Origin of the sequence: Phascolarctobacterium sp., from assembly GCF_030531065.1 — a bacterium.
Taxonomy (GTDB): domain Bacteria; phylum Bacillota; class Negativicutes; order Acidaminococcales; family Acidaminococcaceae; genus Phascolarctobacterium_A.
Genome location: NZ_JAUNOQ010000001.1, coordinates 78,919 through 105,668 on the forward strand (window position 1 = coordinate 78,919; position 26,750 = coordinate 105,668).

Below are 26,750 nucleotides of genomic sequence, written 5' to 3' on the forward strand. Positions count from 1 at the left end.
CGGAGGTTACTATGCGGATTGGATTGGACGTTGGCAGCACCACTATCAAAATAGCGGCGCTCGATGACGCGGGCAATTTGCTGTATTGCAAATACCAGCGGCATTACAGCCAGATCGCCAAAAGAATACTGGAATTGCACGACGAACTTTTACAAAAATTTCCCGGCCTGCGCACGGCGCATTTGGCTATCAGCGGCAGCGCGGGCATCGGCGTTGCCGAAGGCTGCGGCCTGCAGTTTGTGCAGGAGGTCTTTGCCGAAAAGGTTTGCACGGAACGGCTGCACCCGGAAACGGACGCGGTTATTGAGCTGGGCGGCGAGGACGCGAAAATATTATTCCTGGGCCGTCACTTTGACGCGCGCATGAACGACAGCTGCGCGGGCGGCACCGGCGCGTTTATCGACCAGATGGCCTCGCTTTTGAACGTAGAAACTGCGGACATGAACGATTTGGCGCGGCAGGCTACGACTACCTACACCATCGCCAGCCGCTGCGGCGTCTTTGCCAAAAGCGATATCCAGCCGCTGCTCAACCAGGGCGCTGCTAAAAGCGATTTGGCGGCCAGCATTTTCCACGCCGTTGCCAGCCAGACGGTTACAGGGTTGGCGAAGGGCCGCCCCATTGAGGGCGACGTCCTGTACCTTGGCGGGCCGTTGACTTTTATCAGCTGCTTACGCGAAAGCTTCGATAATATTTTGCATATCAAAGGCGTGTGCCCGGAGAACAGCTTGTACTACGTGGCGATGGGCGCGGCCTTCTGCGCTGAGCGCGAGGTGGATTTGGACGCGCTGCCGGCAAAATTAGAAGCGGCGATTAAGACGCATACCTTTGAGCATTTGCCGCCGCTGTTTAAAAACGAGGAAGAATATGCGGAGTTCGCGCGCAGGCATCAGCGCGAGTCCGTCGCTATCGGTTCGCCGGAGGACGCAGAGCAGGCGTTTATCGGCATAGATTCCGGCAGCACGACGATTAAAATCGCCGTCATCAGCCCGCAGGGCGAACTGTTGGATTCTTTTTACCAGAGTAATAAGGGCAATCCCGTTGTGGCGGTGCGCGATTATTTAACGGGCTTTTATCAAAAATATCCCGGCTGCCGCCTGCTTGGCGGTGCCGTTACCGGCTACGGCGAGGATTTAATCCGTCACGGCTTCGGTATCGATTACGGCATTGTCGAAACCATGGCGCACTTTTACGCCGCGCAGCATTTGGAGCCGCAGGTGGATTTTATTCTGGACATCGGCGGGCAGGATATGAAGTGCCTGAAAATCCACAATGGCGCGATTGACAATATCTTTTTGAACGAAGCCTGCTCCAGCGGCTGCGGCAGCTTTTTGCAGACCTTCGCCGAAATCTTAGGCTACACGGCGGAAGAATTTGCTAAAATCGGCTTGCTGGCCGATAAACCCGTGGATTTGGGTAGCCGCTGCACCGTATTCATGAATAGCAGCGTTAAGCAGGCGCAGAAGGACGGCGCTTCCGTCGCCAATATCAGCGCGGGTCTGTCCATCAGCATTGTGAAAAACGCTTTATATAAAGTTATCCGCCCCGGCAGTAAGGAAGCCATCGGCAAGCACATCGTCGTACAGGGCGGCACGTTCCTGAACGATTGCGTGCTGCGCGCTTTCGAGCAGGAGATGGGCCTGCAGGTAGTGCGCCCCAATATCGCGGGCTTGATGGGCGCTTACGGCGCGGCGTTGTACGCGCAAAGACGATACGTAGAAGAGCCGCGACCGACAACGATTTTGAATTTACAGCAGCTGCGCGATTTTACGCACACCGTTAAGGGCGTGACCTGCGGTTTGTGCAGCAACCATTGCCATCTGACGGTCAATACCTTCGCCAGCGGTAAGCGCTTTATCAGCGGCAACCGCTGCGAACGCCCCATTACGCATATGGCTCCCAAGGATGATTTGAATCTGTACCGGCAAAAGCTGGAGCTGCTCAAGCAGCTGCCCAACAACGACCGCCAGACACGTGGCACTATGGGCGTGCCCATGGGGCTTAATATGTACGAGCTGCTGCCGTTCTGGCAGGCGCTGCTCAACGCTTTGGGCTTTAAAGTCGTTACCAGCCCTATTGAAGATAAAACCATTTACCGCCTGGGGCAGAACACGATACCCAGCGATACCGTCTGCTATCCGGCGAAGCTGATGCACGGGCATATTAAATGGCTCCTGGATAAGGGCGTGCAAAATATTTTTTATCCCTGCATGACGTATAATATCGACGAACACAGCGCGGAAAACTGTTATAACTGCCCCGTAGTGGCTTATTACCCCGAAGCGCTGCACGCCAATATGCGCGAATTGGGGAAAGTAAATTTCTTTTTTGATTATCTGGGGCTGCTGCATAAAAAGGTTTTGGTGAAAAAGCTTTACGAAATGTTTAGCAAGGATTACCCGGATATGACTAAGGCGCAAATAAAAAACGCCGTCGACGCAGCGTTTAAGGCGTACTATGCGTTTGAAGCGCAGGTGCGCGAGCGCGGCGAAAAAATTATCGCGCAGGCGCGCGCGTTGGGCACACCCATCGTAGTGCTGGCCGGGCGGCCGTATCATATCGACCCCAAGGTCAACCACAGCATTGACCGGCTGATTACGACCATGGGCGCGGCGCTGGTCAGCGAGGACGCCGTGAGCGTTTATGTAAAGCCGCAGGAGTTGGACGCCGATTTGCAGGTGCTCAATCAATGGACGTACCACAGCAGGTTGTACGCCGCCGCTAAATACGTCGCCGAAAATCCGGATATGCATATGATCCAGCTGGTAAGCTTCGGCTGCGGCTGCGACGCCATTACTGCGGACGAATGCCGCCGCATTCTGGAGGAGTGCGGGCGTATTTATACGCAGATTAAAATAGACGATATAGATAACCTGGGCGCTGCCAAGATCCGCATTCGCAGCTTGTTCTCGGCGGCCAATCTGTTCGATCTGGATAATAATTAAAGGAGGGCTTTGGATGGCGGAAACTACAAATTCCGGTTTCGTCCCCTTTACTGAGGCAATGAAAAAGACCCATACCATTCTGATTCCCGGTATGCTGCCGTTGCATTTTTCGCTCTTGCAGGCCGCGCTGAAAAGCTGCGGCTATAAAGCGGAAATTTTGCAGAACACCAGCCGCGAGGTAGTGGAAACGGGCCTTAAATATGTAAATAACGATATTTGCTATCCCGCGCTTTTGGTAATCGGGCAGCTGCTCAACGCTTTGGAAAGCGGTAAGTACGATTTGCAGCGCGTGGCGCTGATTATCAGCCAGACGGGCGGGGGCTGCCGCGCTTCCAATTATATTTATTTGCTGCGCAAAGCTTTGGAAAAAGCGGGGCTTAGCCATATACCCGTTATCAGCTTAAATGTCAGCGGTTTGGAAAAGCAGCCGGGCTTTCATCTGGACGCTTCCATGCTGCGCAAATTTTTAGCGGCGGTGATTTACGGCGACGCCTTGATGTACCTGACGAATAAGATTCGTCCCTATGAGGTGGTGCAGGGCGCCAGCGACGCTTTGGCTAAAAAATGGCTGGACAAGCTGGACGCCGCTTTTCAAAACGGCAAGGCCCAGGCTTTGAGCAGCATTAAAAAGCTGACTAAGGCTATAGCCGAGGAATTTGCCGACGTGCCCATCGTCAGCACGCCGAAAACCAAAGTCGGCATCGTGGGCGAAATTTATATTAAATACGCCGCACTGGGCAATAATAATCTGGAAAAATTTTTGCAGCAGCAAAAATGCGAATATATGCTGCCCGGTCTGCTGAACTTTGTTATGTACTGCGTGGATACGTATTTAACCGACTATAAGCTTTACGGCGGCAGCTTTTTGACCTACGGAGCGAATAAGGGCGCGATGTGGTACCTGAAGCATTTGGAAAGCATTCTGCACCAGGCGCTGAGCAAGGCGCCTTTCAGCCCTCCGGCTACTTATGAAGAAACGAAAGCCTTGGCGAAAGGCGTGATTGGTTACGGCAATAATATGGGCGAGGGCTGGCTGCTGACGGCGGAAATGCTGGAGCTGGTACACAGCGGCTATACTAATATTATCTGTGCCCAGCCCTTCGGTTGTCTGCCCAATCATATCGCCGGGCGCGGCATGATCAATAAGATTAAGGAGATTGCCGAGGAGGCCAACATTCTGGCTATCGATTACGACGCCAGCGCCTCCCGCGTCAATCAGGAAAACCGCATCAAGCTGATGCTGGCTACGGCAAAATAAGCAAAATAAATTGATAATGAAAACAACGGCTTCGCTTACGGATTTTGGTAGGCGAAGCCGTTGCTTTTTGTCTTGATTGCGCTGAGGATAACGATGGCTTTAATTCACACGGCTTGTGCTGACGAGACTAATCTGCCGCACACTTGTGCAATGTTTCTGCGCATTTCGATTCACACGCCCCTTGGGGAGCGACTGATAGGACGTATAATGTTACTCCTGCTTGGATTCAAATTCGGCGATGGCGGGGTTGATAAGCGTCATATAAAAGGAAGCGATCTGCTCCGGCGTCTGCCGCATATTATTTTTCAGCCACCAGCGCACCATGCCGATGAAGCTGCTGGCGATGTGGCTGATAAGAAAATCCTCCGGTACTTGAGCTATCTTGAGCCTGTTGGGGCCTGCGACGATGATGCGCAGGTTTTCCTGCATATATTCGCGGAAGAAGCGCAGAAAGAGAGAGCCTTCGTCATAATTGATGATGCCCAGATAGTATTGCCGCTTGTCGCGCAGATGATAAAGAATATGCGCAATACGATTTTCCGCCGTAGGCTGAACCTCGGAAAAATTATGGGTGCTGCAGGGCGGTATGGTATGACTGAAAATATGCTTGAAGAGCATCAGGCACATTTTGCGCGCCAATTCGTCCTTCGTTTCAAAATGGCTGTAAAAGGTGCTGCGGCCGATATCGGCAGCGTCGATGATGTCCTTGACGCTGATTTTTTCGTAGCTGTGCTTAGCAAGCAGGCGCACGAAAGCGTCGATAATAGCTTGTCTTGTTTTTGTTTGGCGTCTGTCCATAGCGTTACTCCTGTCTGGATGGCATTGCTGAACGCAATCCTTATTATGTTTATTTTAGTACACTTTAACTTATGTGTCCAATAATAAACAGTAAAAAATTTTGTAGCTGTTCCTTTGCCCCGCTTTTTAATATTATATTGATGAAGAAACGCTGCCTGATAAAATGGCGGCTGAAAATATGAGCAATATGAAAGGAGCAGATGCAAAATGCATACTTTGGAAGCTTTAACGGCGGCCAAGCCTGTTATCGGCCGCAGAGTAATAATTTGTAAAGGGCAGGAACGCGAGTGGCTGACGCCGGTGGATCAGCTGGCCGTGGGCGACACGCTGCGAGTGCTGCCGGGCGAGCGCATTCCCTTAGACGGAGTTATTGTGCAGGGCGCGAGCTGCGTCAGCCGTCATGTGGTCAGCGAGGGTGCACATTTGTTGGAAACAAAGCGGCAGGGCGATAAGGTGTACTGCGGTACGCTTAACGCGGCGGCAGCTATTGAAATGCGCGTTACCGCCGATTGGCGTCACAGCGGTTTTGAGCAACGGCTGGAGCTGGCGCGGGAAGAACTGGATAAACAGTCCTGCTTGGTCAGGCTATGGCGGCGCGTAACCAGTCCCTGTCGTCCCAGCTATAATTAAAAATTTGACGGTTAAATTATGGATTTAATCTAAAATAAGCGAAGCTCCGCTTCTATCGTTGCTTAGAAAGCGGAGCTTCGTTTTTATTTTATGAAGGAGATGTTATGTGTGGGCTGTAAAATTTTAATCGAAGGCCGGGCAGTCGGGTCGCGGGCCGCCGTGACGCGGGCCGGGGCCGCCCCAATGTCTGTCGTCGTGACGCCAGCCGCGATAGCGTTCGCCGTCGCGCCAATGTCTGTAGCCGCCGCGATGGCCGCGCCATTCCTTATGGTGCAGCGGCAGGTTGGCGCGGACTGCTTCGCGCTGCTCCGGCGTCATGCCGTCTAATTTTGCGCGGCGCTCCTGGCGTTGAGCGATATCTTCTTTAATGAAGGCTTCTACCTCGGCTTTTTGTTCGTCGCTCAACTTGGCCATTGCCGCTTTAGCGTATTCTTCGTGGCGCTCTTGCCATTCCTTTTGCCATTTTTCGCGGGCTTCGCGGCGTTGCTCTGGCGTCATCTTTTCCCACTCGGCGCGGCGCTGGGCCAGCTTCTCGCGTTGTTCCGGCGTCAGCTTCGGGCGGCGTTTTTCACCGCGCGGGGCGCGGTCGTTATCGGTTGTGCCGCCATCGCTCAGGATGGCGTTGACGCGCTCACGCATCGTCGGTTGGCTTGCGGAATTATCCGCCGGTTCGGCGGCAAAAACGCTGGCGCACAGTGCGGTTAAGACGGCGCCTGCCAGTAAGGTTCTTTTCAAGTTCAACATAAATAATCACTCCTCGTCTGTAATTTTTTCCTGCTTTTATTTTTAGGATGCCGGGCGCTGGACGCGCCCTGATTTTTGTTTTACTTTTTGACTTGCTCCTTGGATTGTCTTTATTGTACAGGACGATTATGGCTTTTTTATGTTTTTTGGCGGCGTTTTAGAAAAAATTATTTTAGTCGGCGGTCATACTTTTAACACAATTTTGCGTTACGCTATTATATAATATAGAAGAAAGGAATAATCTGGCGGAAGCTGCGGAGGTGACGCATATGAAAAAAATTTTAATCGCCGACGATAATAAACAAATTACGACCATTCTTTCCGGCTATGCCAAGAAGGAGGGCTTGGAGCCCGTTGTCGCTCTGGACGGAGCGGAAGCGTTGGATAAATACGCCCGCTATCAGGAGGAAATCGTTATGGTGCTGCTGGATGTGATGATGCCGCAGGTGGACGGCTTTGAAGTTTGCCGCCGTTTGCGGCGCGAATCCATGGTGCCAATTATTATGATTACGGCTCGCGGCGAGGATTACGATAAAATTATGGGGCTGGACATTGGCGCGGACGATTACGTTATCAAGCCATTTTCCGCCAGCGAGGTGATGGCCAGGGTGCGGGCGGTGCTGCGGCGGATTCAGGTGCAGGAGCCTGCGGCGAAAAATGTTTTAACCTGCGCCAACCTTTTTATCAATCTGGATAAGTACGAGGTGCAGATTGACGGGCAGGAGGTGCCGCTGACCAAAAAGGAAATCGAACTTTTGTGGACGCTGGCGAAAAACAATACTAAGGTTTTCAGCCGCGATAATCTTTTGGACAGCATTTGGGGCTACGATTACTTCGGCGACAGCCGTACCGTCGATTCCCATATTAAACGGCTGCGCGCTAAGGTAGATAAATTGGAGCATCCGGGCTGGGAGATAAAAACAATTTGGGGCGTGGGCTACCGCTTTGAGGTAAAGGCATAGGCAGGGCATGATGAAAAATAAAATCGCTCTTAAACTGACGTTGTATTTTACGGCGGTGCTGCTGGTGTTCGCGCTGATTATCGGCGGCGTGTTTTACGAATTTTTCCGCCAGCATACTATCGATTTAAAAAAGCGGGAGATGCGCGTGCAGGCGCAAAAAATCGCCGAGGTTATCAGCGATAATATGGGCTTTTTGGAGCAGCGCTACGGCGCGGGCATTTCGAGCAGCCGTTTTATTAACTACCTTGATAATATTACGCAGGAAATCGTCTGGGTGGTGGACAGCGAACGCGGGCTGAACATCAATAAAGAACGTATGGAGCGGCAGATGCAGGCCCGCAGGCAAAAGATGCACGGGCATGGGCGGCACGGCGGTATGCAGATGCCGGCGCCGCCGCAGAATCCCAAGGAAGCCTATGATAAGCTGCCGCCGCATATCCGTGAAAAAGTGGAGCAGGGCTTTGCCGGGCAGCGCTTTAACGTAGAGGAATATAACGATTGGCTGGACGGGATTATGCTGACGGTCGGCGAACCTGTTTACGATAAAACCGGCGCGGTCAAGGCCGTAGTGCTGCTGCATTCGCCGGTGCAGGGCCTGCACGACGCAATTTGGGCGGGCTTGCGCATTTTATTTTTGAGCGTGTTGGCGGCGCTGGCTTTGGGCGTAGTGCTGAGTGTTATTTTAAGCTGGCGCTTTACGCGGCCCATGAAGCTGATGCGCAACAATGCGGAGCGTTTGGCCGAACGTGATTACGAAGTGCGCAACGATATCGTGCAGAAGGACGAGATAGGCGAGCTGGCGCGCACGCTGGATATTTTAGCGCAGCGCTTGCAGCTGGCCGACGAGGAAAGCCAGAAGCTGGAAAAGCTGCGCCGGGACTTTATCGCCAATATTTCCCACGAGCTGCGCACGCCGGTGACGGTTATTCGCGGCAGCCTTGAAGCTTTACGCGACGGCGTAGTGACGGACAAGGCGGAGGTGGAGGAGTTCCACGAGCAGATGTATAATGAAAGCATTTTCTTACAGCGCTTGATTAACGATCTGCTGGATTTGTCGCGTTTGCAGAATACGGATTTCCCGATTGAAAAAGCGCCGCTGAATTTATGCGACGTGATTCAGGATGCGGCGCGCGGCTCGCGGCAGCTGGGCAAGGAGAAAAATTTGCAGATTACCTCGCGGCTGGATACCGATTTATATATGCTCAACGGCGATTATGGACGCTTGCGCCAGATGCTGATGATTTTTCTGCATAACAGTATTAAATTTTCGCCGGAGGGCGGCGGCATCGAGCTGCGCCTGGCAGGCGGCAAGCTGCAAATAATCGACTACGGCTGCGGCATTAAGCCGGAGGACGTACCCCATGCCTTCGACCGTTTTTACAAGGCGCGTAACGAGCAGAATAAAAGCGGCAGCGGCCTGGGCCTGGCCATTGCCAAGCAGATTGCCCTGCGCCACGATATGCAGCTGGAGCTGAGTAGCGAGCTGGGAGCAGGCACTACGATTACGGTGCTTTTGCCGCCGCAGCTCAAGATGAAGGAGAATGATAATGAAGAAGCTTAATTACGGCTGTCAGGGGTTGACGGCGTTAATCAGCGGCGGCACGTCGGGCATTGGGCTGGCGGTGGCCGCTAAGCTGCTGGCCGACGGCGCGCGGGTGTATATTTTGGGACGCAGCCGCCAGCGGGGAGAGCGGGCGGTGGCTACGCTGCGGCAGCAAACGGGAGCGGAGGCTGTTTATCTTGCCTGCGACGTGCGCAGTGCCGCTGCCTGTCGTCAGGCGTTGGCGGAAATCGGCGTTTGCGAAGGGCACGCGGACTGGACGCTGGATATTTTGGTCAACAGTGCGGGCGTATACCGGGAGCAGCGCCTGGAACAAATGTCGGAGGCGGATTATGCGGAAATTATGGATTGCAATGTGAAGGGTACGCTGCTTTTGACGCAGGCGGCGCTGCCGCGGATGTATGGCGGCGGCAGCATCGTTAATATCGCTTCGGACGCAGGCGTCAGCGGCAATTACGGTTGCCCTGTGTATTGCGCCAGCAAGGGCGCGGTGGTGGCGCTGACGCGGGCGTTGGCGCTGGATTTGGCTCCGTCCGTCCGCGTGAACTGCGTGTGCCCGGCGGATGTGGATACGCCGCTTTTGGCGCGGCAGCTGGTGGACGCGGACGAGAGCTATACGCTGGCGGACATGGCGGCGGCTTATCCCTTGGGGCGCATAGGCCGCGCTGAGGAAATCGCTCATGCGGTGTGCAGCGTGGCGTCGCCCGCCAACAGCTTTATGACGGGCTCGGTTGTGACCGTCGACGGCGGCTTGACTGCGGGCTGATAAATAAATATATTGAAGAAAAATAACGACGGCTCTGCCTGAAGCGCAAGGTTTCAGGCAGAGCCAAATTTTTATATTTGCGTTTTTCTTCGGATAAGTAGAAAGTTTCAGAAAAAAGTTTACAATTGTGCTGACAAATGTTAAAATAAATACAGCGAAAGGAACGGTGATAATATGCTGACGTTAGAATTGCTGCAAAGCATGCTTTTAGCCGCCGCTATAGAGCTGAAAGATAAGAGCATGATGCTGTGCGAATTGGACGGCGTAGCCGGCGACGGCGACCACGGCCTGACCATCGGCAGAATGGCCGACGCTATCAAGGCTAAGGTGGAAGCCGGGGACAGCGCCGACATTAAAGAACTGCTGGACGATTTATCGATGGCTTTTATGGGCGTGAACGGCGGCAGCGCAGGCCCGCTGTGGGGTACTGTTTTCGGCGGCTTTGCCGAGGGCGTGGACGAGGGCGTTACTGCGCTCGATACTGCCGGTATGCACAAAATGCTGGCGCAGGGCAAGGAAGATTTTATGGATATTTCCAAAGCCAAAATTGGCGATAAAACCATGGTGGACGCTTTGTATCCTGCTTTGGACGCAGGCCTGGCCACTAATGGCTGCGCTAAAGAAATTTTTGCCGCTATGGCGGAGGCGGCCTGCAAGGGCGCGGACGCCACTGCCGGAATGGTAGCGCGTTTTGGCCGCGCTAAAAATGTGGGCGAGCGCAGCCTGGGAACCAAGGACCCGGGGGCAGTATCCATGTCCATTTTATTTTCTTCGATGGCGTCCGCCTGCCAATAGGCCGCATATGCTTGACAGTCAATCTAAATAATATATAAACGGAGGCGTAATTATGCAGAAATTTATCAACAATCCTGAAAATCTTACCAGCGAATTATTGGAAGGCCTGGCTTTGTCCAATCCGGATATCATTTCCTTGGAGCAGGGCAATCTGGTGGTCAACAAAAAGCTGGCCGAGGCTGACCGCGTTACCATTGTTACCTTGGGCGGCACCGGCCACGAGCCTGCCATCAGCGGCTTTGTCGGCGAGGGCATGGTGGATATTTCCGTAGCCGGCAATATTTTTGCCGCACCGGGACCGCAGGCCTGCGTGGAAGCTATTAAAATGGCGGACAAGGGTCACGGCGTACTGTTTGTAGTTTTGAACCATGCGGGCGATATGCTGACCGGCAACCTGACTATGAAACAGGTGAAGAAGCTGGGACTGAACGTCGTTAAGGTGGTTACTCAGGAGGATATCGCCAACGCTCCCCGCGAGAACGCCGACGACCGCCGCGGCCTTGTTGGCTGCGTGCCTTTGTACAAGGTAGCAGGCGCCGCTGCGGCAGCAGGCAAATCCCTGGAGGAGGTTGCCGCTATTGCGCAGAAATTTGCCGATAATATGGCGACCATCGCTGTGGCTACCAAGGGCGCTACTCATCCTGCTACCGGTATGACCATTGCGCAGATTGAGGACGGCGTTATGGAGGTCGGCATGGGTCAGCACGGCGAAGGCGGCGGCGGCAGCCAGCCCATGAAATCCGCCGATGAAACTGCGGCCATTATGATGAACGCTTTGCTGGCAGATTTGAACGTACAAAGCGGCGAAAAGCTGCTGGTAATCATCAACGGCAGCGGCGCTACCACGCTGATGGAGCAGCTGATTGTGTTCCGCGCCTGTCACAAGCTGCTGGCTGCAAAGGGTATCGAAATTGTTGCCAGCATCGTAGGCGAGGTGCTGACCGTACAGGAGACCGCAGGCTTCCAGATGTGCATTGCCCGCATGGACGAAGAAATGCTGGGTTACTGGAATGCGCCCTGCCGCACTCCTTATTACAAAAACTAAGATTGAGCTTTGACGGGCGGAGCAGGCTGCGGCAGCAGCCGCCCTGCTGCCGCCGTTTGGGAGGATTTTAGATGGCTGATAAAGATGGTAATGTTTTAGCTAAGGATTACGGTATCGGCATTGAGCCGCCGCAGCGCATTTTCTCCGTTAAGGGACATCAATGCGCCGGTTGGGGGATGCAGGGCCGTTTGTCCCAGATTTTTGGCGACGATGGCCGTACTATTATGCTGGCCTTTGACCATGGCTATATTATGGGCTCTACCGCCGGGCTGGAGCGTTTGGATTTGGTTATTCCGCCGCTGCTGCCCTATGCGGATTGCCTGATGGCTACCCGCGGCGCGCTGCGTACCTGCATTCCCGGCAATCACCGCAAGGCTGTGGCGCTGCGCTGCACTGCCGATACCAGCGTACTCAAGGACGATATGAGCTTTGGCTCTGCCGGAGTGGATATCGAGGACGCTATCCGCATGAACGCTTCCTGCATGGCTGTGCAATGCTTTGTGGGCGCTGCCGGCGAGCTGGATTCTCTGAAAACGCTGTCCTATTATGTAAATCAGGGCGAAAAATACGGCGTGCCGGTGCTGGGCGTAGTGGCCGTAGGCAAGGAAATGGAGCGGACGACCCGTTATTTCTCCCTGGCTACCCGCTTGCTGGCGGAGCAAGGCGCGCATATCATTAAAACCTATTACTGCGATAATTTTGAGCAGATTACCGCCGCCTGCCCTGTGCCCATTGTGATTGCAGGCGGCAAGAAGATTCCTGAAAGCGAAGCTTTGGCAATGGCTTACCGCGCTGTCAACGAAGGCGCCGCCGGTGTGGATATGGGCCGCAACGTATTGCAGGCCGCCTGCCCCAGCGCTATGCTGCGCGCTATTCGCATGGTAGTGCACGAAAACGCTAAGCCGGAAGAGGCATATCACGCTTATGAATTATGGCGGAAGGATGTGAAATAAATGAAAGAATTTATGCATGTGGGCGTACCTACCGATATTGCCCGTGAAGGCGAAATTTATGCCGAGGGCATTAAAACCCATATTATTACTCCCGATACCAATGAATTCCATATCGAATATCTGCGCTTTGAGAAGGATACTCCCTTGCCGCAGGAATTGCAGACTTTGGTGCATGTAGCCTATAAGGTGGACGATTTGGACAAGCAGCTGGCAGAAAATACGGTAGTTGTGGAGCCGTGGATGGCGGACGAGCATACCCGCATTGCTTTTGTCATGAAGGACGGCATTTTGTTTGAATTGATGGAAGAAGTTAAATAATGCTGCAGGCAGGAGAACGGGCACAGCTGATCGCTGCTGCCCGTTTGTATTACGAGGAGGAACTTACTCAGGCCCAGGTGGCTCAGCGTCTTGGCGTGTCGCGTCCTTCCGTCAGTAAGATGCTGACCCGTGCTAAAAAGCTTGGCATTGTCCGCATCGAGATTTTCGCCGGGGACGAGGGCGAAAGCAGCTTGCTGGAGCGCCTGCGCACTAGATATGGACTGGAGGGAGGCTGCGTGCTGCCCGCGGGCAGCAATCCCTGGCAGCAGACGGCGCGCTACCTGCTTTCGGAAACAGCTGCCGATATGACTTTGGGTCTGGGCTGGGGCTACGCTTTGGGCGAAACCGTTTGCAGGCTGGAGCGGGGGCGTTGGTACCAGCAGATGGGCAAGGTGCTGCCCTTGATCGGCGAGGCGCATTTCCCTCATAAGGGCTACCATCCCGACGCCTTGGCGCTGCTGTGGGCAGAGGCTAGCGGCCGGACTGCCTATAGCCTGGGCTGCAGCGCCTTTCCCGCTTCGGAGGAGGAACGGGAGGAGCTGGAAGGTAAGAACGAGTTCCTGCAATTATCCGGTTTATGGCAGCAGCTGGACGCGGCCGTCGTCGCCGTCAGCGGCTATCCCGGCGTGCCGGACGAAGGCACGGCTACCCGCTTTGGCGATTCCTTGAGCAGGCAGCGTGCCGTAGGCAGCTTTTTATCTTATTATTATAACGAGCGCGGGGAATTTATCAGCGGCAATAACGATTTTTGCCTGCATATTCCCATGTCGCAGCTGCGCCGCTGCCGCAAGCTGATAGGTATCGGGCTGAACGCTGGCAGCAGAGCCTTAAAGGGCGCGTTGGCGACGGGGCTGTTCACCCATTTGGTTATTGATGAGGAGCAAGCGCGCAGTTTGCTGTAGGCTGTTTCAGACCGCAGGCGTGACGGAATTTTCGTCGCACCTGCGGTTTTCTCTTTCAGCAACGGCGATGTGTAAGCTTTGGAACATTATCGGCGGAGCCGAGAATAAAATCTTTAAAATACTCCAGCGGATATTTACATTCTACAAGAAATATTATACAATCAATACAACTACAGCATACACTAAAAATGTAGGATGGAAGGATGGTAAAGATGATTTCTTTGAAAAATTGCAAAATTAAGGCGTTGGCTGCCGGTTTGCTGCTGACCCTGACCCTGGGCGTAGCGGGCTGCGGCGGCGACAGCAAGGAGGCTCCCGAGAAAGCGGAGAAGGTCAACGTAGGCATTGTGCAGCTGGTGGAGCATGCCGCTCTGGACGCTGCCAATAAGGGTTTTGTAGAAGGTTTGGCTTCCAAGGGCTATAAGGAAGGCGAAAATATAGCCTTCGACCGGCAAAATGCCCAAGCGGACCAATCTAATCTGCAAAATATTGCGCACCGCTTTGTCAATAATAAGGTTAATCTGATCTGCGCTATTGCGACTCCGGCTGCGCAGACGGTGGCTAACGTAACCAGCGATATTCCTATTGTGGCTACAGCCGTAACCGACTATAAAACCGCCAAATTAGTTAAAGATAACGCTAAGCCGGGTACTAACGTAACCGGTACTACCGATATGAATCCTGTGGAGCAGCAGCTTGATTTGCTGCTGAAGATTGTGCCTAACGCTAAATCCATCGGCACGATTTACTGCTCCAGCGAGGTTAATTCCCAGCTGCAGGTAGATATTCTGAAAAAAGCTGCCGCCGCTAAGGGCGTTACCGTAAGCGAGGCTACCGTTTCCAATGTCAACGACATTCAGCAGGCAGCGCGCAGCCTTTTGGGTAAGGTGCAGGCTATTTATGTTCCGACCGATAACGTGCTGGCGTCTGCGATGCCGACGCTGACCACCGTTACCGAGGAGGCCAAGCTGCCCGTAATTTGCGGCGAGGGCGGCATGGTTAAAGCAGGCGGCCTGGCTACGCTGGGCGTGGATTATTACAAGCTGGGCTTCCAGGCAGGCGAAATGGCAGCGGATATTCTGAGCGGCAAATCCAAGCCCGCCGATATGGCAATTCAGGCGCAAAAGGAATTCAAGGCTACCATCAATATGAAGGAAGCTGACAAGATCGGCCTGAAGCTGCCGGAGGACGTGCTGAAGAGCGCAGAAATTATTAAATAAGCCCGTGGGCAAAACGGCGGTCTGAGTTTGCAGTCCGTGCATAAGTTTAGGAAATGATGCGGAAGTCTGTCATAGATGCCTATGGCAGACTTTCCTTTATTTATAAAGAAGTTTAACTATTTGCAGCATATTTTTCAGCATAATTTTGTTGCTTGTGCTATAATAATAGGAGCTGTAAGAGATTTTAACGACGGAAGGATGTTCCTGATGATTGATTTGTTGATTCCCACAGTGGCGCAGGGCTTGCTTTGGGCGCTGATGGCTTTGGGCGTATATGTGACTTTCAGGGTGCTGGATATCGCCGATTTGACGGTAGAAGGCAGCTTTCCTTTGGGCGCGGCTACGGCTGCTTCCATGATGGTGGCCGGTTACGGCGTGATGCCGGCGCTGCTGGCCGCGTTTATAACGGGTACGCTGGCCGGCATTGTTACCGGCCTGCTGCATACGAAAATGAAGATTCCGGCGCTGCTGGCCGGGATTCTGACGATGATCGCTTTATATTCCGTTAATCTGCGCATTATGGGCAAGGCTAATTTATCCTTGCTGGGCGTGGATACCTGCTTTAAAATTGCCCGCGAGGCTTTGGGCATGAATATGGCGCAGACCACGCTGCTGGTTGGTTTGGCCGCTACTGTTTTAGTGGGGCTGTTCCTGTACTGGTTCTTTGGCACGCAGATTGGCGCGGCTATTCGTGCGACCGGCTTCAACCAGCAAATGATCAGGGCGCAGGGCGTGGATACGGATGTGACCATTATTTTGGGCCTGCTGCTGAGCAACGGCCTGGTGGCTTTGTCCGGCGCGCTGGTGGCGCAGTCCAACGGTTTTTCCGACGTGGGTATGGGCACGGGCACTATCGTCATCGGTTTGGCCTCCGTTATTATCGGCGAGGTGCTGTTTGGTACGCGCAGCTTTAAAAATTGTTTGATTTCCGTAGTTTTGGGCTCCATAGTTTACCGTATTGTTATCGCTGCGGTTCTGGCTATGGGTATGCCGCCTAACGACCTCAAGCTGTTTACTTCCGTGTTGGTGGCTCTGGCTTTGTCCATGCCGCTGATTAAGGCTAAGATGAGCGGTAGAAAGGCGGTGCGGTAAATGCTGCAGGTAGATAATATTTATAAAACCTTTTTCCCTGGGACGATTAACGAGAAGCGCGCGCTGCAGGGATTGACCTTGAATTTGCAGCCGGGCGATTTTGCGACGGTTATCGGCGGCAACGGCGCGGGCAAATCCACGACGCTGAACGCTATTGCCGGCGTCTTTCCGGTGGATTCCGGCAGAATTGTTATCGACGGCGAGGATATTACGAAAAAGCCGGAGCATAAACGGGCTAAATATATTGGCCGCGTTTTTCAGGACCCGATGCTGGGGACGGCCGCCGGTATGATGATTGAAGAAAATCTGGCTTTGGCCGCTCGCCGCGGTGAAACTCCCGGCCTGGGCTGGAGCCTGTCCAGCGACCAGCACGACCGCTTTTACGAGCTGCTGAAGGAGCTGGATTTGGGGTTGGAGGAACGCATGACCGCTAAGGTGGGCCTGCTTTCCGGCGGCCAGCGTCAGGCGCTGACGTTGCTGATGGCTACTTTGAAAAAGCCCAAGCTGCTGCTTTTGGACGAGCATACGGCCGCTTTGGATCCGAAAACTGCCGCTAAGGTGCTGGCTTTAACGGAAAGAATAGTTAACCGCGACCGGCTGACCACGCTGATGATTACTCATAATATGCGCGACGCGCTGCGTTATGGCAACCGTTTGATAATGCTGCATAACGGACGCATCATTATCGATGTGCAGGGTGAGGAAAAACAACATTTGCAGATACCGGATCTGTTGGCTATGTTTGAAAAGGCCAGCGGTTCGGAGATGGCCAGCGATCGTTTGCTGTTGGGCTAAGGTTGTCCGCCGATAAGTATTTCAATAAACATTTGTATATTTTAGCAATACGATAGTGCTAAAAAGCAGAGGTTTACCTGCTTTTGTTGTGATATATTATCGATATCGATAATATATAGAAGAAAATAAATAAATTTTAGAAGAAAAAGACTTGATAATTTTGCGATTCGTGGTACACTTTAAATAAGTGCCTGATTAGTTTAAGAATGTTTATTGCAAATTAACCGAAAGGCGGTGCAGAACAATGCAGGAAGAAATCAAGCTTATTGGTCGCAGAATAAGGTTGCTGCGGACGGCTAAGAATTTAACTCAAACTAAGTTGGCAAAGGCAATGGAAATTTCACAAACGCATTTATGTAATATTGAATGCGGTCGTGTGCCCGTTACCCTTCCGAATCTCTTAAAGCTTCATAACTTACTGGAATGTAATATGAGCAGCTTTTTTGTTGATTTGGATCAACAGCCTGATACGAAGGATCAGGATATCAGTTTGGATGAGGTGCTGCAGGTCGTTAAGCTGCTGAAGCAAAGAAAGTAAACAGAGAATTTATTTTGCTTTATGGCAAATTGCGGCAATATAAAAACTGGCGTAGGCTTTTGGGCTTACGCCAGTTTGCTTTACATCAGAGAGCTTGCAAATGATAATGCCTGCTTGCGGTGCGGCAGTGAATATACTATAATATTGATGTATGTAACGTGCGCCCGGAAGGGCGGCGCAAGCGAAGGGAGAGGGACGTATGGCTTATGTTGCGCTGTACCGCAAATGGCGGCCGCAGAATTTTGATTCGCTGGTAGGGCAGCAGCCTGTGAAAACGGCGCTGACCAACGCCTTGACCAGCGGCAGAATAGCTCACGCTTATTTGTTCGCCGGGCCGCGGGGTACGGGCAAGACCAGTACGGCGCGTATCTTAGCGAAGGCGCTGAACTGCGAGCAGGGGCCGACGCCTGCTCCCTGCGGCTGCTGCGATAATTGCGTGCGGATTGCCGCCGGAACCTCCATGGATGTGTTCGAAATCGACGCGGCCTCCAACCGCGGCATCGACGAGATCAAGGCTCTGCGCGATCAGCTGGCCTTTACGCCGGTGGACTGCCGCTACAAGGTATATATTATTGACGAGGTGCATATGCTGACCACCGAGGCTTTCAACGCTTTGCTGAAAACCTTGGAGGAGCCGCCGCCGCACGTTATTTTTATTCTGGCGACGACGGACCCGCACCGGATTCCGGCGACGATTCATTCCCGCTGTCAGCGCTTTGATTTCCGTAGGGTGACGGTGGACGAAATTGCCGCGCATTTGGCTTTGGTAGCCGAGGGCAGCGGCATTACTGCGGACGCCGAGGCTTTGCGGCTGATTGCTATTCAGTCCGAGGGCGGTATGCGCGATGCGCTGAGCCTTTTGGACCAGTGCGGCGTGATGGCCAGGACGGTGACGGTGGACGTAGTGCGCGAGGTGTTGGGCATCGTGGGGCGCGAAGCTTTGCGGGAGCTGGTAGGAGCTATAGGACGGCAGGATCTGGCGGCCGCTTTAGGCAAGCTGAACCAGCTTTTGGAGCAGGGCAAGGACGTGGGGCAGGTGCTGACGGAGCTGGCGGAATATCTGCGGGCCTTGCTGCTGTATCAGGCGGTGCCGGGCTATGACGAGGTTTATTTAACGGATACGCAGGAAGCCTTTCAGGCCCTGTCGCCGCTTTTTGCCCGCGACCGTCTGCTGGCGGCGGAGGAGCGGCTGCATGCCGCTGTGCTGGAACTCAAGGGTACGCTGCGTCCGAAGATTACGGCGGAGCTGTGCCTGCTGGATTTGTGCCGTATCGAGGGCAGCACGCTGGCGGCGCTGACGGCCAGAGTGGAGCAGCTGGAGCGGCGGCTTGCCGGAGGCGCGGCTGTGCCGCCTGCGCCCCTTGCAGCCGGAGCTGGGGCCGCAAGGACGGAGGTGCAGGTGCAGCCTAAGGTTCAGCCTGCTTTTGTGCCGCCTGCCGGAGCTAAGCTGTATACCGGGCCGGAGGAGCCGCCGGAAGCGGAGCAGGACGACGGGCCTACGGCGGAGGAATTAGGGCAGCTGTCGTCTGCTCCGCCGATAAATAACCGTCCGCCAGTAGCTAAACCGGTTCCTGCCGCTAAAGCGGGCGCAGCGTCGCAGAAGGTTGCGTCGCAGGTTCCGGCGCAGTCTGTCGTCCGGCCGACGGCAGCAGGCGAGGAATACGGCGGCGATTGGGCGGCTGGCGACGATTTCTGGAAGCAGACCTTGGAGCTGGTGCGTTCGGAAAAGAAGATGTCCATGTATTCCTGCGCCAAGGACGGGCGGGTCTACAGCTTTAGCAACGACGTACTGGTGGTGGCTTTTAAAGCGCCCTTTAAGAGCGAGCGCATGAATAAGGACGATTTCCGCAGCTATTTTGAGGAAATATTGCTGCGGCTGGCGCGTAGGCCGCTGCGGCTGCAGTGCGCGGCGGAAGCCAGCCTGCGGGCTTCAGGCGGGGCTGCTGCGGGAGCGAAGGCGCAGCCTGCTCCCCCCCAAAAAGAACAGGCGCCTGCGGCGGCTCCTCAGCAGCTGCCGGACAGCCTGCGCAAGGCTATGGACGCCTTCGGCGGTACGATAACCGAGCTGTAATGCGATATGACGCTTTGTAATGCACAAGGCTCAATATAAATATTAAGCAATTAACGTATATTAAGGAGGAATTTGATTATGTTTCCTGGTGGCATGGGTAATATGCAGGCAATGATGAAAAAGGTGCAGAAGATGCAGGCCGACATGGCAAAAATGCAGGAGGATTTGAAAAACCGTACTGTAGAGGCTTCTGTGGGCGGCGGCGCCGTAACCGTCGTAGTCAATGGCAAGAAGGAGCTGAAATCCATCAAAATAGCTCCGTCCGCTGTGGATCCGGAGGATGTGGAGATGCTGGAGGACATGCTGCTGACTGCCGTTAACGACGCTATGAAGCAGATCGACGAAATGACGGAAAAGGAAATGGCTAAGGTTACAGGCGGCATGAAGCTGCCAGGCATGTTCTGATATGGCAAGAATGATCAGGCCGCTGGCTAATCTGTACGAGCAGCTGCGGCGGCTGCCGGGCGTAGGCTCCAAAACGGCCATGCGCCTGGCCTATCATATTATTGATATGCCTGCGGAGGAGGTGCGGCAGCTGGCGGAGGCCTTGAACGGCGCCAAGCAGCACATCCATTACTGCAGCCAGTGCTATAACCTGACGGACGGCGAGCTGTGCGAAATCTGCGGCGCACCCGACCGCGACCGGCATATTATCTGCGTAGTGGAGCAGCCCCAGGATATTGCCGCCATGGAACGCAGCCGCGGCTATAACGGGCTGTACCATGTGCTGCATGGGGTACTGTCGCCCTTGGACGGCGTTGGTCCGGACAAGCTGCGCATCAGGGAGCTGTTCCAGCGGCTGCAAAGCGAAACAGTCAGCGAAATTATAATCGCTACCAATTCCGACGTGGAGGGCGAGGCCACGGCTACCTATCTGGCGCAACTTTTGAAGCCCTTGGGCATAACTGTCAGCCGCATTGCGCATGGCCTGCCCATGGGCGGCGATTTGGAATATGCGGATGAGGTTACTTTGTCCAAGGCTTTGGAAAACCGACGGGCTATGTAAAGAGGTGGACTTATAAATGGAAATGTTGGAGGGGATTGCCGCCAGCGCAGGGCTGGGGCCTTTGGGCGCTTTAGGGCCGCTGCTGGTGGGCGTAGTGCTGCTGCTGCTCGTGGTCAAGCTGCTTTCCATGCCCTTTAAGCTGGTGTGGAACGGCATCTGCGGCGCGCTTTTGCTGTGGGTGGTCAATCTTTTGGGCTCCTTTGTGGGTTTTGGTTTGAAGATCACCGTCATTAAAGCGCTGATCGCCGGTTTCTTCGGCGTTCCCGGCGCAGCGGCAGTTATATTATTTGAAATATTTGGCTAGTAAGCAGATTCCCTGTGAGACGTAGCGCTTCGCAGGGATTTTTTGTTACTATTGTAATCTTTGCGTAAATATTATGTATACACGGGAATAATACTGTATACAATCAGACTTTTACGTTTTCCTCTGCTATAATTTAAAGCAGGAATAAGATTACATTTTTATTAGGGGGTTGTCAAAGTGAATTTATCTACAAAAATTTTAATTGGTCTGGCTCTCGGTATTATCGCCGGTTTAGAGCTGGGCGCTGAGGGCGCAGGCTTTGCCAAAGCCTGGATTGGACCCTTAGGCACTATCTTTATGAACATGATCAAAATGGTCATTGTTCCGCTGGTATTTTCCAGTCTGGTTATCGGTGTGTGCAGCTTAGGCGATATTAAAAAGGTTGGCCGCATCGGTATTAAAACTCTCGCTTACTACCTGTCCACCACCGCTTTCGCTATCGTTATCGGTTTGGTAATCGGCACTGTTATGCAGCCCGGCGTAGGATTGTCCATGCCGGTAGAAACTGCTAAAGTTGCAGCTAAAGCCGCTCCTCCGATAATGAAGGTTATCGTGGATATTTTCCCGACCAATCCGATGGAGGCAATGCTGAAAGCTAATATGCTGCAGATCATCGTCTTCTCCCTGTTCATCGGCGTAGGCATTACCGCTGTGGGCGAAAAGGCTGATTACTTAAAGCATACCATCGACGGACTGGCTGAGGTTTCCTATAAAATTGTCGGCATCATCATGTCCGTCGCTCCTATCGGCGTGTTCGGCTTGATTACTCCCGTTGTGGCAGCGAACGGCCCCGCCGTACTGCTGCCCTTGCTGAAGGTTGTTATCGCCGTATACTTGAGCTGCTTGCTGCACGCAATCTTTGTATATGGCGCAATGCTGAAATTTATTGGCAACACCGACGTTGTGAAATTTGCCAAGGGTATCGCTCCCGCTTCTCTGATGGCTTTCAGCTCCTGCTCCTCCGGCGGCACTTTGCCCCTGACCATGAGCTGTGCGCAAAAGCTGGGCGTTTCTAAAGAGGTTTCCAGCTTCGTTCTGCCCTTGGGCGCTACTATTAACATGGACGGCACCGCTGCCTACCAGGGCGTATGCGCTCTGTTTATCGCTCAGCTGTACGGCATCGACCTGACCGGCGCGCAGTACTTCACCATCATCGTTACCGGTACCTTGGCTTCTATCGGTACCGCAGGCGTTCCCGGCGCGGGCTTCATCATGCTGACCATGATCCTGACCGCTTTGGGCTTGCCCTTGGAAGGTTCCGCTTTGATCGCAGGTATCGACCGTATTCTGGATATGCCGCGTACCTCCGTGAATATCACCGGCGACGCAGCTGTTGCTTTCCTGGTTGACAAGAGCGAAAGAGCTAAGGCTAAAGAGCCTCTGTACTAATTTTCATATCGTCTTTCCCTGGCGTCGTTCGCTTCTGGCGGGCGGCGCCTTTCCTTATGTAAAATTGCTTACATTTGTCGGCTGCTTATGAGCAAATAAATAAATTTGCTGGCGGCATCTGGAAATTTGTACTATAATTTCTTATAAATCGCATATAAGTTTTCGAAAGGAAGGATTGTAGTATGGTAAATTTCAAAAAAATATGCGCAGGAACTTTATTGGCGGCAGCAATGCTGGGAATCGGCGGCCTTTTGCCGTCGGCTGAAGCTGGCAGGCTGCAGGATATTCAGGAACGCGGAACCCTTTTGGTAGGCAGTACCGGCGATTATAAGCCCATGTCCTATCTGAATAAGGAAACAGGAAAATATGAAGGCTTCGACTGCGAGGTGGCGGAGCTTTTAGCGAAGTCTCTGGGCGTAAAGGTGCAGTACGTGCCTACAACCTGGAAGACGCTTTCTGCCGACACTATGGCCGGTAAATTTGATATCGCTATCAGCGGCATCACCCGCACTTTTGCCCGCGCCAAAGATATGGATATGTCCCATGGCTATTTGCTGTTTGGCAAAACTATTTTGTGTCGTAAGGAGGACGCTAAAAAATTCACCTGCGAAGCGGATTTGAATAAGAAAAATGTGCGCGTGATGGTAAATCCCGGCGGCACTAACGAAAAATTTGCTTTGTCCAATTTGCCGGACTGCACCTTGCTGGTGCATCCGCAGAATGCGGAAATTCCTTCGCTGATTGCCGAAGGCAAGGCTGACGTTATGATTACCGAAACCATGGAAGCCAGACGTTATGTGCGCGACGACGCGCGCCTGGCTGCGCCGCTGATCGAAGATCCATTTACCAAGAACCAGTTCGGTATCCTGATGGCGAAGGGCGATCAGGAATGGCTGAACTATGTCAACTTTTTCATGGAAGAAAAGGATATGGACGGCACGCTGGACAGGCTGGAAGAGGAATATATTAAATAATTATTGCCTTTGTGCCGCAGGAAGCAAAAAATAACCGTAAGTAAAAACTTATAACCCCATATGAAGTTCAAAAGCAGTCGCGTTGACGTTCAAGCGTTTGGCGCGGCTGCTTCTGCTTTGGGAAGCAAGACGCTTACCAAAGCAAAAACGCTTGATTTTCACCAGAAATTACAATATAATGATAATAAGAGGTGAAAATATGATAAAAACTCTTGCGATGCTTCTAGATGAATTAAAGGATTACGCTAATCCTTATAGCAAAATTTCGCGGATGGTAAAACAGGGCGAGTGTTTTCGCGTTGTCAAAAATTTGTATGTGACCGAGCGTAATATACCTGGACATTTACTGGCTGGCAGCATATATGGGCCTTCATATATTTCTTTCGATTACGCCTTGAGCTATTATGGGATGATTCCCGAAGCAGTATATACTATAACTTGCGCGACGTTTGCAAAGAAAAAAAAGAAAAAATATGAGACACCGTTCGGCGTATTTACGTACAGGGATGTGCCGGATGCCGCTTTTCCATTATGCTTACAAGTGCTTCAAGAGGGCGAATATTTTTATCGCATTGCTGAACCGGAAAAAGCGTTGTGCGATAAATTGTATACGCTTGTACCAATGGCGAATGCAAGAGCGCTGGCGGATTTATTGTTAGATGACCTTCGCATGGAAGAAGAAGCGTTAGCTGCTTTAAATCTAGATAAAATAAAGATGTTGAGCGAACATTATCGTATTGGTAATATCCGAAAGCTTGTTACTTTGATAAGGAGAATGCAAAAATGAGCGCAGTTATCGAGCAAATGCTTGCTAATTATAAAATAGAAAATTTTTATGACCAAAAGAACGCTATGAAAGAAATTATGCAAGAAATTGTGCTATGCGGTTTATCGCGCGCAGGTTTTTTTCAAAAGGCTGCTTTTTACGGAGGAACGGCTTTAAGAATTTTTTACGGTTTGGATCGTTTTTCTGAGGATTTGGATTTTTCGTTAGAAACTCCCGACTTCGAATTTGATTTGGGTGGATATTTTCCTGTTTTACAAAAAGAGGTAAGGTCATTTGGCTTAAATGTAGAAATAAAAGAAAAGGCTAAGAGCAAGGATAGTAATATTCGTTCGGCGTTTCTTAAGGGCAATACCAAGGAGCATATGCTTTTATTTTACGCTGATTCTAAATTGGCAGAATCGGTCGCTAAAGGAGAAGTAGTAAAAATAAAATTTGAAATAGACGTTAATCCTCCGCCATATGCCACGTTTGAACATAAGTATCGTTTGCTGCCAACTCCTTACGCCGTAACAATGTATGATATGCCATCGCTCTTTGCCGGGAAAATTCATGCCGTTTTGTGTCGCGCTTGGCAGAATCGCATTAAAGGACGCGACCTTTACGATTACGTATTTTATCTGACGAGGAATGCCGCGTGCAATCAAAAACATTTGCGGGCAAGGCTGTTGCAATCAAGTTATATTGACGAGCAAAAAGAATGTTCTTTGGCAGGAATTAAAGAAATGCTGAAAAATAAATTTGCTCAGATAGATTACAAACAGGCTAAACAAGACGTCGAACCTTTTATCAGGGACGCTAGGGTTTTAGATGTATGGAGCGCAGATTTTTTTCAGCAGATAACAGAGGGATTAAGGTTTGCTGGCGATTGAGTCGAGAATATTTTTGGCGGATAGCGTAACGATTTCTTTCCCCCACCGCGTTGCAACGTGGCGGCGAAATTTTGCCGTAATATAAGAAATAGTGTAACAAATGATAAGTTTAACAGAAATTTTCAGAAAAGTATATTGACTATGCGGTCAAAATCGCATATAATAGTCACAGTAGCTTAGCAAATGGTATACCCTAGGCAAGTATATCGCAAGCTGCTTCCACCCCACGTATTATAAAATTTCTGAGGCACGGGTAATGGCTGCCAGCTGGAGGAAACAAGGCAACTCTTGGCGGACCGCAGTACATGAGCCTGCGCAAGGAGATTTTGTAATAAATAAAAATCTCTCATTAAAGAGGAGGAAAACAAAATGAAAAAATCCTTAGTACTCGCAATGGCTATGGCATTGGGCGTAACTGCTTCCGCTTATGCTGCAAATCCGTTCTCTGACGTTCCGGCTGGCCACTGGGCATATGACAGCGTTAACAAGCTGGCTGCTGCTGGCGTAATCGACGGCTACGGCGACGCTACCTTCGGCGGCGACAAACTGATGACCCGTTATGAAATGGCTCAAATCGTTGCTAAAGCAATGGCTAAAGGCGCTAACGTAGACAAGCTGGCCGCTGAATTTGCTGACGAGCTGGATACTTTGGGCGTTCGCGTAGCTAACTTGGAAAAGAAAGCTGACGCTGTAAAGATTACCGGCGAAGTTCGTTATCACTATGCTGATCATGATACCAAAATTAAAGGTAAAGACGGCAATGAAAACAAATTGCGTTCCCGTATTTGGTTCAACGGCGCTATCAACGACGACTGGACCTATACCGGTATGATTCAAAACGAGCAAAACTTTGATAACGACGACGGCGACGAAGACACCGATTTCCAACGCGCTTACATCAATGGTAAATTGGGCGGCGTAAAAGTTCAAGGTGGTCGTTACAACCTGAAGGTTGCAGAAGGCAACGTATACGATAACCGTTTCGACGGTATCCAAGCTGCTTATGGCAAAGATGTTAAACTGACCGTTGGTTATGGCGAAGCTGATCCTGGTAACCACAAAGGTAGCAAGGCTGACGAAGTTTGGTACGCTGAATTAGGCGGCAAGATTTCTTCCTTGAGCTTAGGCGCTGGTTACTATGACTTCAAAGATATCGGCAGAGGCGAGAACCTTACTGCTGCGGCTTCTGGCAAAGACCAAGAGATTTGGCAAGTAAATGCTACCTACGCATTTGATAAGAACTTCAAATTAGGCGCTATGTATCTGAACGGTGATAAAGATGGGTATACTGGTAGCGACGACGACGGCTATGTAGTAACCGCATCCTACAAAGGCGCTAAGGCTTCCCAACCCGGTTCTTGGGGCATCGTGGCTAAATACTACGACCAAGGCGGCGCTTCTTATGTTGACCACACCATGAACGGTTTGGCTGATAGCATGACTGGCAAAGGCTTTGAAGGCTACAGCATTTTCGCTAACTACGCATTCGCTAAGAACATTGTTGGTCAAGTTGAATGGTACGACTTGGACGGCAAAGATGACAGCGAAGACGCAGAAACTCTGTGGGCTCAACTGCTGTTCACTTTCTAATCCAACTCTTAGACAAGTTAATACTTATCAACAATTTAGGGACGGCTGCGGCCGTCCCTTTTTTGATATGCGTTAAAGCGCATTAAAACTTATGGAACAAAGTAAAAACCCCGGAGCTGGCACTCCAGGGTTTCTTGTTTTGCGTGAAGCTAATGCTCACATAATTAACACCTTTTGGTTAAGTAAAGTATAGCATAGTATTTGATGCAATGCAAGATCGATAAAGCAAATAATGGTATGATTTTGTGAATGAATTGCACGTAAAAAATATTGCATAATTCTGAATGCATATGATAGAATAAAAATGCTGTGACTTCTTCCAGCAGGAAGGAGGTGGGGCTAGTGTTGGAAATAATTAACACCTTTTGTTTACATAAAAGTATAATATATTGTTTGATGTTTGACTGTCAAGTCAGAAAAATTTTCTGAAATACTGTC

Annotated in this window: 26 protein-coding genes; 24 read left to right on the forward strand and 2 right to left on the reverse strand. The window is 51.8% G+C overall.

Going from position 1 to position 26,750, the window contains the following annotated elements; translation table 11 throughout:
• Nucleotides 1-11: 11 nt before the first annotated feature.
• The gene (locus tag Q4E64_RS00395) at nucleotides 12-2,945 is read left to right on the forward strand and encodes an acyl-CoA dehydratase activase-related protein (protein WP_303165681.1); all 2,934 of its coding nucleotides are present in this window, start codon (nucleotides 12-14) and stop codon (nucleotides 2,943-2,945) included.
• Nucleotides 2,946-2,958: 13 nt separating this feature from the next.
• The gene (locus tag Q4E64_RS00400; protein ID WP_303165682.1) at nucleotides 2,959-4,203 is read left to right on the forward strand and encodes a 2-hydroxyacyl-CoA dehydratase; all 1,245 of its coding nucleotides are present in this window, start codon (nucleotides 2,959-2,961) and stop codon (nucleotides 4,201-4,203) included.
• 210 nt (nucleotides 4,204-4,413) lie between these two features.
• Here the strand turns inward: Q4E64_RS00400 and Q4E64_RS00405 are convergent, their stop codons facing one another.
• Entirely contained in the window at nucleotides 4,414-5,001 is a 588-nt protein-coding gene (locus tag Q4E64_RS00405; RefSeq protein WP_303165683.1) for a TetR/AcrR family transcriptional regulator, read from the reverse strand.
• Between the two features lie 207 nt (nucleotides 5,002-5,208).
• On the opposite strand from Q4E64_RS00405, the gene Q4E64_RS00410 reads away from it, so the two are divergent.
• Nucleotides 5,209-5,631 carry a hypothetical protein gene (locus tag Q4E64_RS00410; protein WP_303165684.1) on the forward strand — a complete coding sequence of 141 codons (423 nt, stop codon included), beginning with the start codon at nucleotides 5,209-5,211 and terminating at the stop codon, nucleotides 5,629-5,631.
• Between the two features lie 123 nt (nucleotides 5,632-5,754).
• Here Q4E64_RS00410 and Q4E64_RS00415 read toward each other — a convergent pair whose 3' ends face one another.
• Entirely contained in the window at nucleotides 5,755-6,375 is a 621-nt protein-coding gene (locus Q4E64_RS00415; protein WP_303165685.1) for a DUF3106 domain-containing protein, read from the reverse strand.
• A gap of 269 nt (nucleotides 6,376-6,644) precedes the next feature.
• On the opposite strand from Q4E64_RS00415, the gene Q4E64_RS00420 reads away from it, so the two are divergent.
• The 21 genes from Q4E64_RS00420 to Q4E64_RS00520 all read left to right on the forward strand — a co-directional run bounded on the left by Q4E64_RS00420 (nucleotide 6,645) and on the right by Q4E64_RS00520 (nucleotide 26,312).
• Entirely contained in the window at nucleotides 6,645-7,337 is a 693-nt protein-coding gene (locus tag Q4E64_RS00420) for a response regulator transcription factor (protein WP_303165686.1), read from the forward strand.
• 7 nt (nucleotides 7,338-7,344) lie between these two features.
• Complete coding sequence (locus tag Q4E64_RS00425) at nucleotides 7,345-8,898, forward strand: cell wall metabolism sensor histidine kinase WalK (protein WP_303165687.1); 1,554 nt, start codon at nucleotides 7,345-7,347, stop codon at nucleotides 8,896-8,898.
• Complete coding sequence (locus Q4E64_RS00430; RefSeq protein ID WP_303165688.1) at nucleotides 8,885-9,664, forward strand: SDR family NAD(P)-dependent oxidoreductase; 780 nt, start codon at nucleotides 8,885-8,887, stop codon at nucleotides 9,662-9,664. The genes Q4E64_RS00425 and Q4E64_RS00430 overlap by 14 nt, the downstream gene beginning before the upstream one ends.
• Before the next feature lie 174 nt (nucleotides 9,665-9,838).
• On the forward strand, nucleotides 9,839-10,459 hold the full coding sequence (locus tag Q4E64_RS00435) for a DAK2 domain-containing protein (RefSeq protein ID WP_303165689.1): 621 nt from the start codon (nucleotides 9,839-9,841) through the stop codon (nucleotides 10,457-10,459).
• A gap of 52 nt (nucleotides 10,460-10,511) precedes the next feature.
• Nucleotides 10,512-11,504, forward strand: coding sequence for a dihydroxyacetone kinase subunit DhaK (locus tag Q4E64_RS00440; RefSeq protein WP_303165690.1), 993 nt, complete (start codon nucleotides 10,512-10,514; stop codon nucleotides 11,502-11,504).
• Between the two features lie 71 nt (nucleotides 11,505-11,575).
• Nucleotides 11,576-12,457 carry a 3-hydroxy-5-phosphonooxypentane-2,4-dione thiolase gene (gene lsrF, locus Q4E64_RS00445; RefSeq protein WP_303165691.1) on the forward strand — a complete coding sequence of 294 codons (882 nt, stop codon included), beginning with the start codon at nucleotides 11,576-11,578 and terminating at the stop codon, nucleotides 12,455-12,457.
• Nucleotides 12,458-12,775, forward strand: a complete 318-nt coding sequence (locus tag Q4E64_RS00450; RefSeq protein WP_303165692.1) for a hypothetical protein — start codon at nucleotides 12,458-12,460, stop codon at nucleotides 12,773-12,775.
• Nucleotides 12,775-13,677, forward strand: coding sequence for a sugar-binding domain-containing protein (locus Q4E64_RS00455; RefSeq protein WP_303165693.1), 903 nt, complete (start codon nucleotides 12,775-12,777; stop codon nucleotides 13,675-13,677). Before Q4E64_RS00450 ends, Q4E64_RS00455 begins: the two co-directional genes overlap by 1 nt.
• 212 nt (nucleotides 13,678-13,889) lie before the next feature.
• Entirely contained in the window at nucleotides 13,890-14,897 is a 1,008-nt protein-coding gene (locus Q4E64_RS00460) for an ABC transporter substrate-binding protein (protein ID WP_368501462.1), read from the forward strand.
• 210 nt (nucleotides 14,898-15,107) lie between these two features.
• Entirely contained in the window at nucleotides 15,108-15,989 is an 882-nt protein-coding gene (locus Q4E64_RS00465) for an ABC transporter permease (RefSeq protein ID WP_368501464.1), read from the forward strand.
• On the forward strand, nucleotides 15,990-16,784 hold the full coding sequence (locus Q4E64_RS00470; RefSeq protein ID WP_303165696.1) for an ABC transporter ATP-binding protein: 795 nt from the start codon (nucleotides 15,990-15,992) through the stop codon (nucleotides 16,782-16,784).
• A gap of 244 nt (nucleotides 16,785-17,028) precedes the next feature.
• The gene (locus tag Q4E64_RS00475) at nucleotides 17,029-17,322 is read left to right on the forward strand and encodes a helix-turn-helix domain-containing protein (protein WP_293728121.1); all 294 of its coding nucleotides are present in this window, start codon (nucleotides 17,029-17,031) and stop codon (nucleotides 17,320-17,322) included.
• Nucleotides 17,323-17,521: 199 nt separating this feature from the next.
• Nucleotides 17,522-19,393, forward strand: a complete 1,872-nt coding sequence (dnaX, locus tag Q4E64_RS00480) for a DNA polymerase III subunit gamma/tau (RefSeq protein ID WP_303165697.1) — start codon at nucleotides 17,522-17,524, stop codon at nucleotides 19,391-19,393.
• Between the two features lie 78 nt (nucleotides 19,394-19,471).
• Complete coding sequence (locus Q4E64_RS00485; RefSeq protein WP_303165698.1) at nucleotides 19,472-19,798, forward strand: YbaB/EbfC family nucleoid-associated protein; 327 nt, start codon at nucleotides 19,472-19,474, stop codon at nucleotides 19,796-19,798.
• A 1-nt stretch (nucleotide 19,799) separates the two neighbouring features.
• The gene (gene recR, locus Q4E64_RS00490) at nucleotides 19,800-20,399 is read left to right on the forward strand and encodes a recombination mediator RecR (RefSeq protein WP_303165699.1); all 600 of its coding nucleotides are present in this window, start codon (nucleotides 19,800-19,802) and stop codon (nucleotides 20,397-20,399) included.
• Nucleotides 20,400-20,415: 16 nt separating this feature from the next.
• On the forward strand, nucleotides 20,416-20,703 hold the full coding sequence (locus tag Q4E64_RS00495) for a pro-sigmaK processing inhibitor BofA family protein (RefSeq protein WP_303165700.1): 288 nt from the start codon (nucleotides 20,416-20,418) through the stop codon (nucleotides 20,701-20,703).
• Between the two features lie 177 nt (nucleotides 20,704-20,880).
• The gene (locus Q4E64_RS00500; RefSeq protein ID WP_303165701.1) at nucleotides 20,881-22,092 is read left to right on the forward strand and encodes a dicarboxylate/amino acid:cation symporter; all 1,212 of its coding nucleotides are present in this window, start codon (nucleotides 20,881-20,883) and stop codon (nucleotides 22,090-22,092) included.
• A 182-nt stretch (nucleotides 22,093-22,274) separates the two neighbouring features.
• Nucleotides 22,275-23,066 carry a transporter substrate-binding domain-containing protein gene (locus Q4E64_RS00505; protein ID WP_303165702.1) on the forward strand — a complete coding sequence of 264 codons (792 nt, stop codon included), beginning with the start codon at nucleotides 22,275-22,277 and terminating at the stop codon, nucleotides 23,064-23,066.
• A gap of 82 nt (nucleotides 23,067-23,148) precedes the next feature.
• Nucleotides 23,149-23,853, forward strand: coding sequence for a hypothetical protein (locus Q4E64_RS00510; RefSeq protein WP_303165703.1), 705 nt, complete (start codon nucleotides 23,149-23,151; stop codon nucleotides 23,851-23,853).
• Entirely contained in the window at nucleotides 23,850-24,722 is an 873-nt protein-coding gene (locus Q4E64_RS00515) for a nucleotidyl transferase AbiEii/AbiGii toxin family protein (protein WP_303165704.1), read from the forward strand. The genes Q4E64_RS00510 and Q4E64_RS00515 overlap by 4 nt, the downstream gene beginning before the upstream one ends.
• A gap of 369 nt (nucleotides 24,723-25,091) precedes the next feature.
• Nucleotides 25,092-26,312, forward strand: coding sequence for an S-layer homology domain-containing protein (locus Q4E64_RS00520; protein ID WP_303165705.1), 1,221 nt, complete (start codon nucleotides 25,092-25,094; stop codon nucleotides 26,310-26,312).
• Nucleotides 26,313-26,750: the final 438 nt, after the last annotated feature.